This is a genomic window from Mesorhizobium kamtschaticum (genome assembly GCF_056174585.1).
The window spans coordinates 5,207,927-5,222,145 of the sequence record NZ_CM149691.1 but is presented as its reverse complement, the minus strand read 5'-3'; the positions used below and the strand labels follow the sequence as shown (position 1 = coordinate 5,222,145).

The 14,219-nt window shown below is 62.3% G+C and carries 15 protein-coding genes and 1 pseudogene; 13 read left to right on the top strand and 3 right to left on the bottom strand.

The genetic code is table 11. The annotated features are described in order from the left end of the window. Window positions 1–328 precede the first annotated feature (328 nt). The 4 genes from AC0V7N_RS26030 to AC0V7N_RS26015 all read left to right on the top strand — a co-directional run bounded on the left by AC0V7N_RS26030 (window position 329) and on the right by AC0V7N_RS26015 (window position 3,937). Window positions 329–1,063, top strand: coding sequence for a glycosyltransferase family 2 protein (locus AC0V7N_RS26030; protein WP_475451116.1), 735 nt, complete (start codon window positions 329–331; stop codon window positions 1,061–1,063). Further along, window positions 1,056–1,391, top strand: a complete 336-nt coding sequence (locus AC0V7N_RS26025; RefSeq protein WP_027028626.1) for a lipid-A-disaccharide synthase N-terminal domain-containing protein — start codon at window positions 1,056–1,058, stop codon at window positions 1,389–1,391. The genes AC0V7N_RS26030 and AC0V7N_RS26025 overlap by 8 nt, the downstream gene beginning before the upstream one ends. 35 nt (window positions 1,392–1,426) lie before the next feature. Continuing rightward, window positions 1,427–3,076 carry an ArnT family glycosyltransferase gene (locus tag AC0V7N_RS26020; RefSeq protein WP_475451115.1) on the top strand — a complete coding sequence of 550 codons (1,650 nt, stop codon included), beginning with the start codon at window positions 1,427–1,429 and terminating at the stop codon, window positions 3,074–3,076. A 297-nt stretch (window positions 3,077–3,373) separates the two neighbouring features. Continuing rightward, on the top strand, window positions 3,374–3,937 hold the full coding sequence (locus AC0V7N_RS26015; protein ID WP_475451114.1) for a phosphatase PAP2 family protein: 564 nt from the start codon (window positions 3,374–3,376) through the stop codon (window positions 3,935–3,937). A gap of 12 nt (window positions 3,938–3,949) precedes the next feature. Here the strand turns inward: AC0V7N_RS26015 and AC0V7N_RS26010 are convergent, their stop codons facing one another. Together AC0V7N_RS26010 and AC0V7N_RS26005 are read right to left on the bottom strand one after the other, a co-directional pair. Beyond that, a complete protein-coding gene (locus AC0V7N_RS26010; protein WP_475451113.1) occupies window positions 3,950–4,600 on the bottom strand; it encodes an FMN-binding negative transcriptional regulator in 651 nt (216 codons plus the stop codon). Between the two features lie 22 nt (window positions 4,601–4,622). Continuing rightward, window positions 4,623–5,298: pseudogene (locus AC0V7N_RS26005) on the bottom strand (alpha/beta hydrolase). A 239-nt stretch (window positions 5,299–5,537) separates the two neighbouring features. Here AC0V7N_RS26005 and AC0V7N_RS26000 point away from each other — a divergent pair. From AC0V7N_RS26000 to AC0V7N_RS25960, 9 genes are all read left to right on the top strand, one after another. Beyond that, the gene (locus AC0V7N_RS26000; protein ID WP_475460495.1) at window positions 5,538–6,701 is read left to right on the top strand and encodes a cysteine desulfurase family protein; all 1,164 of its coding nucleotides are present in this window, start codon (window positions 5,538–5,540) and stop codon (window positions 6,699–6,701) included. A gap of 185 nt (window positions 6,702–6,886) precedes the next feature. Further along, window positions 6,887–8,404 carry a Fe-S cluster assembly protein SufB gene (gene sufB / locus AC0V7N_RS25995; protein WP_172229489.1) on the top strand — a complete coding sequence of 506 codons (1,518 nt, stop codon included), beginning with the start codon at window positions 6,887–6,889 and terminating at the stop codon, window positions 8,402–8,404. Window positions 8,405–8,413: 9 nt separating this feature from the next. Further along, window positions 8,414–8,770 (top strand): hypothetical protein, encoded by a 357-nt coding sequence (locus AC0V7N_RS25990; RefSeq protein WP_475451112.1) that lies wholly within the window; start codon window positions 8,414–8,416, stop codon window positions 8,768–8,770. After that, window positions 8,763–9,518, top strand: a complete 756-nt coding sequence (gene sufC / locus AC0V7N_RS25985; protein WP_475451111.1) for a Fe-S cluster assembly ATPase SufC — start codon at window positions 8,763–8,765, stop codon at window positions 9,516–9,518. The genes AC0V7N_RS25990 and sufC overlap by 8 nt, the downstream gene beginning before the upstream one ends. A 25-nt stretch (window positions 9,519–9,543) precedes the next feature. Next, complete coding sequence (sufD, locus tag AC0V7N_RS25980) at window positions 9,544–10,812, top strand: Fe-S cluster assembly protein SufD (protein ID WP_475451110.1); 1,269 nt, start codon at window positions 9,544–9,546, stop codon at window positions 10,810–10,812. Between the two features lie 4 nt (window positions 10,813–10,816). Beyond that, window positions 10,817–12,061 carry a cysteine desulfurase gene (locus tag AC0V7N_RS25975; RefSeq protein ID WP_475451109.1) on the top strand — a complete coding sequence of 415 codons (1,245 nt, stop codon included), beginning with the start codon at window positions 10,817–10,819 and terminating at the stop codon, window positions 12,059–12,061. A 5-nt stretch (window positions 12,062–12,066) separates the two neighbouring features. Further along, window positions 12,067–12,459 carry an SUF system Fe-S cluster assembly protein gene (locus AC0V7N_RS25970; RefSeq protein WP_475451108.1) on the top strand — a complete coding sequence of 131 codons (393 nt, stop codon included), beginning with the start codon at window positions 12,067–12,069 and terminating at the stop codon, window positions 12,457–12,459. Window positions 12,460–12,561: 102 nt separating this feature from the next. After that, the gene (sufA, locus tag AC0V7N_RS25965) at window positions 12,562–12,942 is read left to right on the top strand and encodes a Fe-S cluster assembly scaffold SufA (RefSeq protein ID WP_027036998.1); all 381 of its coding nucleotides are present in this window, start codon (window positions 12,562–12,564) and stop codon (window positions 12,940–12,942) included. A 42-nt stretch (window positions 12,943–12,984) separates the two neighbouring features. After that, the gene (locus AC0V7N_RS25960; protein ID WP_496627361.1) at window positions 12,985–13,446 is read left to right on the top strand and encodes a GNAT family N-acetyltransferase; all 462 of its coding nucleotides are present in this window, start codon (window positions 12,985–12,987) and stop codon (window positions 13,444–13,446) included. Between the two features lie 209 nt (window positions 13,447–13,655). Here the strand turns inward: AC0V7N_RS25960 and AC0V7N_RS25955 are convergent, their stop codons facing one another. Next, window positions 13,656–14,153: a GFA family protein gene (locus AC0V7N_RS25955; RefSeq protein WP_475451107.1), complete on the bottom strand. Its 498-nt coding sequence runs from the start codon at window positions 14,151–14,153 to the stop codon at window positions 13,656–13,658. Between the last annotated feature and the right edge of the window lie 66 nt (window positions 14,154–14,219).

Genomic DNA, 14,219 nt, shown 5'->3' with positions numbered 1-14,219 from the left:
ATGTGTGAACGGGCGCGTTTAGCATCCAAGCGCGATCAGCAAAAGTGGAATCCGGTTTTGCGGCGGATCGCGCCCCAACCAAGTGTTCGCGATCAGCGAAAAGTGGAATCCGGTTTTTGCGGCGGATTGCCATGCGAAGGATCGCAAGATGTCCTGACGATCACCCGTTGTCGAAACGGTGCGACGAGCCGTCCGGCACGAATGCTTGCTTCATCGTTTCGGCTGGCGTAATGAGGCGCCGCGCCAAAGGTTCTTGCAGCCCACGACCTCGAGCGGCACCGCACGGCATCCATTAATGCCATATCCGACGACAGAGCCCCGACGCGACATGCCGGACGCATTGATATCCATCGTCATTCCTTGCAGGAACGAGGCGGCAAACCTGCCGCTGCTGATCGACGAGATCGAGGCGGCGATGGCCGGGCGCGACTTCGAACTGATCATCGTCAATGACGGCTCGACCGACGAGACCGCTGCGGTGCTGGCCGAGCAGACGGCACTTCGCCCGTTCCCGGTGCGGGAATTGCGGCACCAGAAATCCGCCGGACAGAGCCTTTCGGTGCGCTCGGGCGCTTGGGCGGCGCGCGGCAGCATCATCGCCACGATCGACGGCGATGGCCAGAACGATCCGCAATACATTCCGGTGCTGGTCGATGCCTTGCGGCAGGCCGGGCCAGATTTCGGCGCTGCCCAGGGGCAGCGCCTCAAGCGCCGCGACAGCAAGGTCAAGCAATTGGCGTCGCGCTTCGCCAACTGGCTGAGAAACGCCATCCTGCATGATGAGACGCGCGACACCGGCTGCGGCCTGAAGGCCGTCCACACCGATGTCCTGCGCAAATTGCCGTTCTTCGACGGCACGCATCGTTTCGTCCCGGCCCTGGTCATTCAGGAAGGCTATCGCGTCGTGCATTGCGACGTCGTCGACCGCTCGCGCCGCCACGGCAAGTCGAACTACGGCATTTTCGACCGCGGCCTGCAGGGCGCGCTCGATCTCGGCGGTGTCTGGTGGCTGCGCCGCAGGCGCCGCAGAATGCCAAAAGTAGAGGAAATCAAGCGTGGTTAACGTGCTTCAGGAATTGGGAACCTGGCTTCACCAGGTTTTTGTCAAGCAATTCGACGCGTGGATCCTGCTGGGGTTCATCGCCCAATTCTTCTTCACCATGCGTTTCGTCGTGCAGTGGCTGGCATCTGAAAAGGCCAAGCGCAGCGTCGTGCCCGTCGCCTTCTGGTTCTTTTCCCTGTTCGGCGGCGGCCTGCTGCTGATCTATGCCATCGTGCGTCAGGATCCGGTGTTCATCGCCGGCCAGGCCATGGGCATGTTCATCTATGTCAGAAATCTCTGGCTGATCGCCAATGAGCGCAAGGCGGCGGCGATGACCAAGGTCGATTGAGCTGCCCGTCAAGACATGATCAGAGAGGCTCAAGCATGGCGTTGAACAGGAACTACATCCTTCTCTTCCTGTTCAGCCTGGTGATGACGCTTTCGGGGCTGGCATCCCTGCCGCCGATCGACCGTGACGAGTCGCGCTTTGTCCAGGCGACCAAGCAGATGGCGGAGAGCGGCGACTATGTCGACATCCGCTTTCAGGACGCGTCACGGTACCAGAAGCCGGTCGGTATCTACTGGCTGCAATCCGCCGCCGTGACGCTGAGCGGTAAGGGCGCCGAAGCCCCGATCTGGGTCTACCGCACGATCTCGGCACTCGGCATTGCCATTGCGGTGCTGGCGATCGCCTGGACGGGAACCAATCTTTTCGGCGCCAATGCCGGCATCGCCGCCGGCCTCGTGATGGCCGCCATCTTCGCCACGGCCTTCGAGGGCCGCGACGCCAAGACCGATGCGATGCTGCTGGCCTGCTGCGTGGCGGCCCAAGGCGCGCTGGCGCAGATTTACCTGGCATCCCGCCGCAGCGAGCCGGTCGCCGGCCATCTCTGGTGGATTTTCTGGATCGCGCAAGGCGCGGCCATCCTGATCAAAGGGCCGATCGCGCCGCTTTTGTCGGCGCTGACCATCGCGGCGCTGTTCGCCTTCGAGCGCGACGGGCGCTGGCTGTCGAAACTCAGGGTCGGACGTGGCCTGTTGCTTGTCGTGGTGATCGCGCTGCCCTGGCTCGCCGCCATCACCTGGAAAAGCCATGGTGCTTTCCTGCAGCAGGCCGTCGGCAAGGACATGCTCGGCAAGGTCGCCTCGGGCGAGGAATCACACGGCCTGCCGCCCGGCTTCTACATGCTGACCTATTCGCTGTTCATGTGGCCGTTTGGCTTGATCGCGGTCGGCGCTGGCCTTCAGGCCCTCAACCGGTTGCGCGACGATGTCAGGCTGCGCTTTTGCCTCGCCTGGTATATCCCGTTCTGGTTGGTGTTCGAGCTGATCCCGACCAAGCTGCCGCACTATGTCCTGCCGGCCTATCCCGGCATGGCGCTGCTGATCGGCTGGCTGCTGACATTGCAGCCGGAAGATGCCAATGCCCCGCTGAAGCGCTGGCAGCAATGGCTGTGGTGGTCGACCGCCTTCGGTCTGGTCGTGGTCAGCCTCGGCCTGGCGGCGGTCTGCATCGGCGCGCCGATCTACATCACCCACACCTTCTCCTGGTGGAGCATTCCGGCGGCTGCCGCCGCACTCGGCACGGGCTACTTCGCTTTTTCGCGGCAGTTGCAGGTGCCGCTGCCCCGCATCGGCGCCACCGCCGCCTGTGCCGGCATCACCTACGCCTTGCTGTTCGGCGTCATCGCCCCGTCGCTGAAGCCGATCTGGCTGAGCCCGGCGATCAAGCAGGCAGTGCTTGCCAACAAGCCTTGCGACACGACGTTGCTGGCTTCGGCGCGGTATCAGGAACCGAGCCTGGTGTTCCTGGTCGGCACCAAGACGGTGCTGACCGATGTCGGCGGCGTGGCGGAACATCTGCTTGCCGATCCGGCTTGCGCGTTGGGGCTGGCGCCGATCGGGGACGAGCAGAAACTGAACGGCATGCTGTCGGTGCGCGGCAAATCGGTGAACCGCGTCGCCGAGATCGACGGCCTCAACTATTCGTCGGGAGACAAACTGTCGCTCGGCCTCTATCGTGTGGCTCCATGACGGCTCGTCGATGCCCATGACGGCAACAATGGGGTCGAACTCCCAATGCTCGTGAAACCGCGCCCTTCCGTTTTCGCCACGCTTCTTGCGGCTGGCCGCCGGTCCATGGACAATTTTCGCGACACCTTGCAGATCGTCAGAAGGCGTTTTGCCGTTCGTCCCGCACGTTACCCCAACATCGCATGGCCGGTTTGGCTCGTGGTTTGGGTGTTACTGACCGGGGCGGCATTCGTTCGCCTCGACACACCGGCTGGGATGGTTCACGGCCAATGGTCGGGGGCGAGGCTTGCCGAATTCTTGACCCAATTCGCTCTCGGGGGCTGGTATCTGATCCCGTCGGCGCTTTTGCTCGTCGCGGCCAACCTGACCGATTGGCGCAGCCTTTCACGGCGATCGCTGATGCTGGCCTACAACTGGACCTGCCTGGCTTTCCTGGTGCTGAGTTCCGTCGGCCTGTCCGGCCTGCTGGTCAATGTCCTGAAATATGCGATCGGCCGGGCCCGCCCGCTCTACTTCCAGGATTTTGGCGTGCTCGCCCTGCATCCCTTCGCCTTTGACGCACGCTTCGCCGGTTTCCCCTCAGGCCATGCCACGACGATGGGGGCGGTCTTCGGCGTTCTCCTGCTTTTGTTCCCGAGGCGTTGGTATATCGCCCTGGCGATCACCGCCTGTTTCGCCTCGACCAGGGTTTTCGTCGGCGCCCATTATCCCAGCGACACCGTTGCCGGCTTCGGCCTTGGCTGCGCCTTTGCGCTCGCCTGCGGACTGGTCTTTGCCCGGCTCGGCTTCATCTTCCGTCCGACGCCGTCAGGATTGCCGGTCCGAAAAGCGTCGTTCCGGCTGATTGCTCCGGAGAGATAGGTCGAAGCCTGATTAATTGCTGTCCAGGCCGCCGTAGGACCGTACCAGGCGAGCCATGTCGGATGCGTTGGCGACTTCGCTTTCGAGACCTTGCGCGACGCCGACGCGGTCGGCGACGGGACGGTTCTGGCTGACCTTCCACTTGCCATGGATCTCGCTGATTTCGATTTCCAGCCCGATGATGCCCTTGATCTGCGACTGGATGAAGGGCGGCGGCGCGTCGGTCACCGCCCAGGGGGCCTCGCGAGGGCCTTCCTGCGATATGGTCAGGTCGGCGATCTGCTGCGCCAGCCAGTCCTGGTCGTCGATAACCTTGGCGGTGCCGCGCACCTGCACGATGGCATAGTTCCAGGTCGGCACCACCTTGCCGGTCTCGCGCTTGGTCTCGTACCAGGACGGCGTCACATAGGCGTCGGTGCCCTGGAAGACGACCAGTACCGGTGATGACGGGTTTTCCGCGATAAGTTTCCAGTGCGGGTTGGCCCTGGCCAGGTGGGCGCGCAGCTTGCCGCTCAGTGACGCCCCGGCGTCGAGCAGGAACGGAATGGCGTCGGCGACCGGCCCATCGGGGCCGTTCGAGATCAGCATGCCGAGCGGATGCGACCGGATCAGTCCGTGCAGGACATCGGGTCGGGTTTCCTGGAAATGGGGAGGCTCGTACATCGGCGCTACCGCCTTTCCCTGCTTATCTCAGCCGCTTCGGCCGCGGATCGGACAATTCGCCCGCCAGCCGGCGATCGAGATAGTCGGCGCATTCCTCGATCAAAAGATCGGCGTCGTTGGCGAAAAAGTGGTTGGCGCCGGGCAAGGTCTTCTGCGTGATGGTGATGCCCTTTTGCGTATGCAGCTTGTCGACCAGGCCCTGCACATCCTTCGGCGGCGCCACCTTGTCGGCATCGCCATGGATGATCAGGCCCGATGACGGGCAGGGGGCCAGGAACGAGAAGTCATAGGTGTTGGGCTGCGGGGCGATCGAGATGAAGCCTTCGATCTCGGGTCGGCGCATCAAGAGCTGCATGCCGATCCACGAGCCGAAGGAATAGCCGGCGACCCAGCAGCTCTTGGAATTCCGGATGCAGCGACTGGACCCAGTCGAGTGCCGCCGCCGCGTCAGACAATTCGCCGGTGCCGTGGTCGAACTCGCCCTGACTGCGGCCGATGCCGCGGAAATTGAAGCGCAGCGTGGTGAAATCCCGCTTCTGGAACATGTAGAAGAGGTCGTAGACGATCTTGTTGTTCATCGTGCCGCCGAATTGCGGATGCGGGTGCAGCACAATGGCAATCGGCGCGCTCTTTTCCTTGGAGGGCTGGTAGCGTCCCTCCAGGCGGCCGGCCGGACCGGTGAAAATGACCTCAGGCATGAAATACTCCACTTGGGTATACGAATGCGCGGCGCCCGGAACGTGTCTTCCTCTGGCCTTGACGCAGGGCGAGCGTCTTCTTAGAAGCTAGTTTAGAACTATTCAAAACTGAGTGGCCTGACGTCGAGCCCGGCCACCCGCGCCGCAAGCCGCGTAAATAGGACGGCTCGCCTTGGAATTTCAAGGAAATAACGCCATACGACAACCGAATGGCGTCTGACAGGATCAACTGGACGAAAATGGCCGCAAAACGCGCCTATCTCGACTACAATGCCAGTGCGCCGCTGCTCCCAGCGGCACGCGAGGCTATGGTCGCGGCGCTCGACGTTGCCGCCAACCCGTCATCGGTTCATGCCGAAGGCCGCGCCGCGCGGCGCCTGATCGAGACGGCAAGGCGCGAGGTTGCGGCACTGGTGAATGCCAGGCCCGAACATGTCGTGTTCACCTCCGGTGCGACCGAGGCTGCCTCGACACTGCTTTCACCCGATTGGCAGATGGGGCGCGGCAGCGTGCGCATGAGCCGGCTTTACGTCAGCGAGGCCGATCATCCCTGCCTGTTGAATGGCGGACGCTTCCCGGCAGCGCAGGTGACGCGCATCGGCATCGATGCCAATGGCATTGCCGATCTTGCCGCCTTGGCCGCGGCACTTGCCGGTCACGACAAGACTGACGGTCTGCCGCTGGTGGCGATCCATGCCGCAAACAACGAGACCGGCGTCATCCAGCCGATCGATCGGATCGCCGGGATCGTCAAGGCCGCGGGCGGCATTCTTGTCGTCGATGCGGTTCAGGCCGCGGGCCGCGTTTCGATCGATATGTCAGGGGGTTACGCCGACTATTTGATTCTATCTTCGCACAAGATCGGTGGCCCCAAGGGTGTCGGCGCCATCGTCGCCGCCGCCGAGCTGATGATGCCAAAGCCGCTGATCAATGGCGGCGGCCAGGAAAAGGGCCATCGCGGGGGCACCGAAAACCTTGCCGCCATTGCCGGTTTTGGTGTTGCCGCACGCGAGGCGCTGGCCGGGTTGCCGGCGATCGATGCGGTGCGTGAGCGCCGCGACGAGATCGAGGCCATCGTGAAAATGCTGGTGCCGGAGACGGAAATCTTTGGAACCGGCGCGCCAAGGCTTGCCAACACGACATTCTTCGCTATTGCGGGCGTCAAGGCAGAAACCGCGCAGATCGCCTTCGATCTGGCCGGTGTGGCGCTGTCGGCCGGCTCTGCCTGTTCGTCTGGCAAGGTCGGACCGAGCCATGTGCTGAAGGCCATGGGCTACGGCGACAGTCTCGGCGCCTTGCGCGTGTCGATCGGCTCAGTGACGGGTGCCGAGGACATCGAATTGTTCCGCACCGCGCTGGCGGGGATTGCCGCCCGTCGGGCGGACAAGGAAAAGGCCGCCTAGCGGTTGGACGATTTTGGGCCTTTCGGCCTGGTAGAGCCGTGCGTTTCATGCTGGCCGGGTGAATTTCCGGTCGAGGCGCACTATATGGAACTTACGCTGCCGCGAGCGCTCTTCGACGTTCATTTCGGCGGTGCCATAGTTTGAAAACTGTCGGGCCTTGACCCCGGCGTGGATGGAGAACGCATATGCCTGCTGTGCAGGACACGATCGATCGGGTCCGAAAGATCGACGTCGACCAATACAAATACGGGTTCCAGACCGAAATCGCAGTCGACAAGGCCCCCAAGGGTCTGAGCGAAGACATCATCCGTTTCATTTCGGCCAAGAAGGACGAACCGTCCTGGATGCTGGAATGGCGCCTGGAAGCCTATCGGCGCTGGCTGACGCTGGAAGAGCCTACCTGGGCGCGCGTCCATTATCCGAAGATCGATTTCCAGGACATCTATTTCTACGCGGCGCCCAAGAGCACGCCCGGCCCGTCATCGCTCAGCGATGTCGATCCCGAACTCTTGAAGGTCTACGAGAAGCTCGGCATTCCGCTGCGGGAGCAGGAAATCCTCGCCGGCGTGCAGAAGACCGATGCCTCCGATCTCGAGGAGCCCAGCGACAACGTCTACAAGTCCGGCCGCGTCGCCGTCGACGCGGTGTTCGATTCCGTCTCCGTCGTCACCACCTTCAAAAAGGAGCTGGCGCAGGCCGGGGTGATCTTCTGCTCGATTTCGGAAGCCATCCGCGAGCATCCGGAGCTGGTGAAGAAATATCTCGGTTCGGTCGTGCCGACCTCTGACAATTACTATGCGACGCTGAATTCGGCTGTCTTCACCGACGGCTCCTTCGTCTTCGTGCCCAAGGGCGTGCGCTGCCCGATGGAGCTGTCGACCTATTTCCGCATGAACGAGAAGAACACCGGCCAGTTCGAGCGTACGCTGATCATCGCCGAGGAGGGGGCTTATGTCTCCTATCTCGAGGGCTGCACGGCACCGCAGCGCGACGAGAACCAGCTGCATGCCGCGGTTGTCGAACTGGTGGCGCTCGACGATGCCGAGATCAAATATTCGACCGTGCAGAACTGGTATCCCGGCGACGCCGAGGGCAAGGGCGGCATCTACAATTTCGTCACCAAGCGCGGCGATTGCCGCGGCGACCGTTCGAAGATTTCGTGGACGCAGGTCGAGACCGGCTCTGCGATCACCTGGAAGTACCCGAGCTGCATCCTGCGCGGCGACGATTCCCAAGGCGAGTTCTATTCGATCGCCGTGTCGAACGGCTATCAGCAGGTCGATAGCGGCACCAAGATGATCCATCTCGGCAAGAACACGTCGAGCCGCATCATCTCCAAGGGCATCGCCGCCGGCTTCTCGCAGAACACCTATCGCGGCCAGGTTTCGGCGCATCGCAAGGCGACCAACGCCCGCAACTTCACCAACTGCGACAGTCTGCTGATCGGCGACCAGTGCGGCGCGCACACCGTGCCCTACATGGAAGCCAAGAACTCGACGGCGCAGTTCGAGCACGAGGCGACGACGTCCAAGATTTCCGAGGACCAGAAATTCTACGTCATGCAGCGCGGCATTCCCGAAGAGGAAGCGATCGCGCTGATCGTCAACGGCTTCGTCAAGGACGTCATCCAGCAGCTGCCGATGGAGTTCGCGGTCGAGGCGCAGAAGCTGATCGGTATTAGCCTTGAGGGGAGTGTTGGTTAGACGAGGTCCATGAGCGCCAACGGCAAACTGCTCGGAACGTTCGCCGGTGATCTTCAGGACGGCGAACTCGATAGCAAGGCAGTGGCCGCCGCGCTTTACCGGGCGCTCGAGGCGGAGAAACAGGAAGCCGGCATCGTCGATATCTGGTGGTACGGCTTCAGCGTTGAGATGGAACTTGGCAATGGTGAACATTGGGCGGTTGAGTGCCTGGGACCAAATGCTTTTCGGCTCTATCCCGGCATCGTCCGCGAAGAGAGCGTGACCTGGCTGAATTTGTGGGTAGCCCCGAATTACACGCTGGAAGAACTGATTGAACGAATGAACGAAGTCGCCACGTTGGCGAAAGGAACGAAGAACAATGCTTGAGATCAAGAACCTTCACGCCCGTATCGTCGACGACGGCACCGAGATCATCCGCGGGCTGGACCTGACGGTGAAGGCTGGTGAGGTCGCAGCTATCATGGGCCCGAACGGCTCGGGCAAGTCGACGCTGTCCTATATCCTCGCCGGCCGCGAGGACTATGAAGTCACCGAAGGCGACATCCTCTACAACGGCCAGTCGATCCTCGAAATGGATCCGGCCGAACGCGCCACGTCTGGCATCTTCCTCGCCTTCCAGTATCCGATGGAAATACCGGGCGTCGCGACGATGGAATTCCTCAAAGTGGCGATGAACGAGCAGCGCAAGGCGCGCGGTGAAGAGCCGCTGAAGATCCCGGAATTCCTGAAGCGGGTGAAGGAAGCAGCCGCTTCGCTCAGCATGGACATGGCGATGCTGAAGCGGCCGCTCAACGTCGGCTTCTCCGGTGGCGAGAAGAAGCGCGCCGAGATCCTGCAGATGAAGCTCTTGGAGCCGAAACTCTGTGTGCTCGACGAGACCGATTCCGGTCTCGACATCGATGCGCTGAAGATCGTTTCCGACGGCGTCAACGCTTTGCGCGCGCCGGACCGGGCGTTCCTGGTCATCACCCACTACCAGCGGCTGCTCGAACACATCGTGCCCGATAGCGTGCACGTGCTCTACAAGGGCCAGGTCATCAAGTCCGGCGACAAGTCGCTGGCGCTCGACCTCGAAGCCAATGGCTATGCCGGCGTGATCGGCGAAGCCGCGTGAGATGCCAGAAGGCAAGGTCAAACTGATGAATATGCACACACAACCGCAGCGGACACCGGCCGAAACCGCGTTGATCGAGGCGTTCGGCGACCGGCTGTCGCTGCTGCCTGGCGACGGCGCGGTGATGCTGAAGCGCGACGACGCGATCGAGGCGATCAAGCACGGCCTGCCCACGCGGCGTATCGAATCCTGGCACTACACCGACCTGCGCCGGTTGTTGAATGCGGTGCCGGATTTCGACCCGGCTGCGGCGGCGAAAGCCGTTGCACCGATCGTCGAAGGCTCCGCGGTGTTGGCGATCCTGAACGGCAAGTCCGACGCGAAGACGCCTGATATCGAAGGTGTCACCGTCCAGCGCCTGTCGGAAAAGCTGATCGACGGCAGCATCGCGCCGGGCCTCGATTCCTATGGCAGCGATGATGCGATCGGGGCACTGAACACGGCTTTCGTCGCCGACGGGTATTTTGTCGACATCGCCGACGGCGCTGAAATCGAAAAGCCGATAGAACTGCAGAATTTGCAGGCCGGCGGCCAGACCCATGTGCGCCTGCCGGTGCGCGTCGGCGCGGGCGCCAAGGCGGTCATCGTCGAGCGTCAGGCAGGAGATGGCGCCGCTCTGGTCAGTTCCGTCAGCCAGCTCGTGCTCGGCGAAGGCGCCGAGGTGACGTGGCTGATCGTGCAGGAGCAGCCGGAGACGGCGACGCATCTGGCGCAGTTCAAGGCCTATATCGGCAAGAACGCGAAACTGACGCTGTTCGTCATGAACGCCGGCGGCAAGCTGGTGCGCCAGGAGATCATGGTCAGGACGACGGGCGAAGGCGCCGACTTCAAGCTGCGCGGCATCAACCTGCTCGCCGGCGACACCCACACCGATGTGACCATGGTGCTCGACCACGCCGTGCCGCACACGGCCTCCACCGAGGTCATCCGCAACGTGGTGACGGGCAAGGCGCGCGGCGTTTTCCAGGGTCGCATCAACGTCCATCAATATGCGCAGAAGACCAACGCCAAGATGGCCTGCAACACGCTGCTCCTGTCGGACGATGGCGAGTTCTCGACCAAGCCCGAGCTTGAAATCTTCGCCGACGACGTCATCTGCGGCCATGGCGCGACGGTCACCGAGATCGACCACGACCATCTCTTCTACCTGATGGCGCGCGGCGTCGACGAGAAGAGCGCCCGCGGGTTGCTGGTCAAGGCGTTCGTCGCCGAGGTGATCGAGGAACTGGATGACGAGACGATCGTCGAGGCGCTGGAAGCGAAGCTCGACGACTGGTTTGTGACGCACGGGTGAAATGATGAACGCTCCAGGCAAGATTGGAGATTTCTACGACGTCGAGGCAATCCGCCGCGACTTCCCGATCCTGTCGCGCGAAGTCTACGGCAAGAAGCTGGTCTATCTCGACAATGGCGCCTCGGCACAGAAACCGCAGGTGGTGCTCGATACGATCCAGCACGCCTATTCCCAGGAATATGCCAACGTCCACCGTGGCCTGCATTTCCTGTCCAATGCGGCGACCGATGCCTATGAGAAAGCCCGTGAGACGGTGCGCTGCTTCCTCAATGCGCCGAGCACCGACAACATCGTCTTCACCTCGAACACGACCTCGGCGATCAACACCGTCGCCTATGGCTATGGCATGCCCAATATCGGCGAGGGCGACGAGATCGTACTGTCGATCATGGAGCATCACTCCAATATCGTGCCCTGGCACTTCATCCGCGAGCGGCAGGGCGCCAAACTGGTCTGGGTGCCGGTCGACGATCTCGGCGTCTTCCACATCGAGGAATTCGAGAAGCGGCTGACCGACCGCACCAAGCTCGTCGCCATCACGCAGATGTCGAATGCGCTAGGCACGGTGACGCCGATCAAGGAAATCGCGCGCATCGCCCATGCGCGCGGCATTCCCGTGCTTGTCGATGGCAGCCAGAGCGCCGTGCATATGCCGATCGACGTGCAGGACCTCGACTGCGACTTCTTCGTCTTCACCGGCCACAAGGTCTACGGCCCCTCCGGCATCGGTGTGCTCTACGGCAAGAAGAACATCCTCGCCGGCATGCGTCCGTTCATGGGCGGCGGCGAGATGATCGAGGAGGTGACGGAAGACATCGTCACCTACAACGAGCCGCCGCATCGTTTTGAGGCCGGCACGCCGCCGATCGTCCAGGCGATCGGGCTGGGCGCGGCACTCGACTACATGGATAGCATCGGCCGCGAGCGCATCGCCGCACACGAGGAAGATCTCAAGACCTACGCGCATGAGCGGCTGCGCGCCATCAACTCGCTGCGCATCTTCGGTGACGCACCCGGCAAGGGCGCCATCATCTCCTTCGAACTGCAAGGCATTCATGCCCATGACGTGTCGATGGTGATAGACAGGCAGGGCGTGGCGGTCCGCGCCGGCACTCATTGCGCTCAGCCGCTGTTGAAACGCTTTGGCGTAACCTCCACATGCAGGGCATCGTTCGGCATGTATAATACCAGGGCCGAAGTCGACGCTTTGGCCGAGGCGCTCGAAAAAGCGCGCAAGTTCTTCGGGTGACGATCATGGATGACGCTAGCAACACCACCGAGGCCGCGCCGGAAACGGCGATCAACCCACGGGTTTCCGCTTCGGCCATTCCCGCCGACGAACTGGCGCGGCTGACCGACGACATCGTCTCGGCGCTGAAGACGGTCTATGACCCGGAAATCCCCGCCGATATCTACGAGCTCGGCCTCATCTACAAGATTGACATCGAGGACAACCGCTCGGTCAAGATCGACATGACGCTGACCGCCCCGGGCTGCCCGGTGGCCGGCGAAATGCCCGGCTGGGTCGAAAACGCTGTCGGCGCCGTCGAAGGCGTCTCCGGCGTCGAGGTCAACATGACCTTCGATCCGCCCTGGTCGGCCGACCGCATGTCGGAAGAGGCTCAGGTGGCGGTGGGCTGGTACTAGCGTCGAGCCTGGTACACTTGCGCCAAGGGTAAAACTTCACCATTTTAGGTGAGGAATCATTCGGCAGGCCTTGAACCTGCATGGAATGGAGAAGGAAAAAGAATGGGACGCTTCGCCGTCATCACGATGACCGAAAAGGCCGCCGATCGGGTGCGCGAGATCGTTGCCACCCGCGACAGCGCGCATGGCATTCGCCTCGGCATCAAGAAGGGCGGCTGCGCCGGCATGGAATATACGGTCGATCTGGTGACCGAGCCCAACACCAAGGACGATCACATCGAGCGCGACGGCGCCCACGTCTATGTCGCGCCGGAGGCTGCCCTTTTCCTGTTCGGCACCGAGATGGATTTCGAGCAGACGACGCTGCGCACCGGCTTCACCTTCCACAACCCGAACCAGAGTTCGGCCTGCGGCTGTGGCGAATCCGTCGAACTGAAGCCGGCCGACCTCAAGGCGCTGGCAGAGGCACGCGCTTCGGCCTGAGCCCAGGCCGAATTTCCAAATCCACACCGAGCCCGTGACCGGATGGCCGTCGAACACGTGACCGACGCGATATCAATCCGGCCGCATGTCGGCGTCGACAATGCCGCGTTGGCGCATCTTTTCGAAGAGATGCAGCGGCACTATCGGGTGCCGTGCCCGCCGCCCGAGGCCATCCTTGCCGATCTTGCCGGTCTGCCGCCGGGCGTTGAGATCCTGGTCGCTGAAACGGACAGGATCATCGGTTTTGCCATCTGCTCGACGATCTATCCCGGACCCGGTTTGCGAACCGGATTTTTCCTGAAAGAACTGTTTGTCTCGGCGGCCTATCGCGGCAGTGGTGCCGGACGCCTGCTGATGCAGGCACTGGCGCGGATCGCCCAGCAGCGCGGACATGGACGTGTGGACTGGACAGCCGACGGTGAAAATGAGCGGCTGCTGACGTTCTATGACGGCCTTGGCGGTACGAGGCAGCCGGAGAAGGTTTTTCTTTCGGCTGAGCGGTGAGGCGCTCGCGGCTTTGGCGAACGGTGAAGACTGAGGTGGCCGCCTGAGCCTTTCCTTCGCCCCGTTTACGGGGAGGTGAGGAATGGCCCGCGCAGCGGGCGAAAAGCCAATTGCTTGGCTTTTCGAATGACGAACGCCCGAAGGGCCGGATGAGGGGCAGCGCCAACCTCTCAAATGTCTGCGCTACCGGTCATCTGCCTGCCGGCCTGCTACTCCACCCACATCCCCGTCCGCTTGTGCCAGTCGGCGATCGATTCTTCGGGATAAACATCGAACGCCTTGTCGCCCTTGCCAATATCGGGCTCGACCCAGTTCGCCTTGTATTTCAGCATCAGATGCACCTTTTCCGGTGGTTTCGGCAGGTCGCTGTCGATCGCCGAGGCGAAGGGATGCACCAGCTCCGGCCAGGTCGGGTCGTAGAGCCAGAGCGCCGATCCGCATTTGCGGCAGAAATTGCGCTCGCCGGTCGAGACTTCGCAATGGGGGTGCTCGTCGTCCTCTATCTCGGCGCGGTAGACGCCAAGGCTTCTCTTGCCCCTGATGTTCAGCGTCTCGTAGTCGGCGCCGAGATTGATGGCGAAACCGCCGCCGCCCTGCTGCTTGCGGCAGATCTCGCAGTAGCACAGCATGAACGGCACGGGCGTGTGGCTTTCCACCTCGAAACGCACGGCGTTGCAGCGGCAGGATCCCTTGAGCAGAAGCGGCATGGCAAAAAACTCCGACGGAATGGTCTCAACCTGTCAGCATGATTTTGGTTGCGCGATGACAATGTC

Excerpts from the sequence above, each read along its gene's own strand:
- sufB (WP_172229489.1), top strand. The coding sequence starts at position 6,887 with ATGCCTGCTGTGCAGGACACGATCGATCGGGTCCGAAAGATCGACGTC.
- AC0V7N_RS26030 (WP_475451116.1), top strand. The coding sequence starts at position 329 with ATGCCGGACGCATTGATATCCATCGTCATTCCTTGCAGGAACGAGGCG.
- AC0V7N_RS25960 (WP_496627361.1), top strand. The coding sequence starts at position 12,985 with ATGGCCGTCGAACACGTGACCGACGCGATATCAATCCGGCCGCATGTC.
- sufC (WP_475451111.1), top strand. The coding sequence starts at position 8,763 with ATGCTTGAGATCAAGAACCTTCACGCCCGTATCGTCGACGACGGCACC.
- AC0V7N_RS25955 (WP_475451107.1), bottom strand. The coding sequence starts at position 14,153 with ATGCCGCTTCTGCTCAAGGGATCCTGCCGCTGCAACGCCGTGCGTTTC.
- sufA (WP_027036998.1), top strand. The coding sequence starts at position 12,562 with ATGGGACGCTTCGCCGTCATCACGATGACCGAAAAGGCCGCCGATCGG.
- sufD (WP_475451110.1), top strand. The coding sequence starts at position 9,544 with ATGAATATGCACACACAACCGCAGCGGACACCGGCCGAAACCGCGTTG.
- AC0V7N_RS25970 (WP_475451108.1), top strand. The coding sequence starts at position 12,067 with ATGGATGACGCTAGCAACACCACCGAGGCCGCGCCGGAAACGGCGATC.
- AC0V7N_RS26020 (WP_475451115.1), top strand. The coding sequence starts at position 1,427 with ATGGCGTTGAACAGGAACTACATCCTTCTCTTCCTGTTCAGCCTGGTG.
- AC0V7N_RS25990 (WP_475451112.1), top strand. The coding sequence starts at position 8,414 with ATGAGCGCCAACGGCAAACTGCTCGGAACGTTCGCCGGTGATCTTCAG.
- AC0V7N_RS25975 (WP_475451109.1), top strand. The coding sequence starts at position 10,817 with ATGAACGCTCCAGGCAAGATTGGAGATTTCTACGACGTCGAGGCAATC.
- AC0V7N_RS26010 (WP_475451113.1), bottom strand. The coding sequence starts at position 4,600 with ATGTACGAGCCTCCCCATTTCCAGGAAACCCGACCCGATGTCCTGCAC.
- AC0V7N_RS26000 (WP_475460495.1), top strand. The coding sequence starts at position 5,538 with ATGGCCGCAAAACGCGCCTATCTCGACTACAATGCCAGTGCGCCGCTG.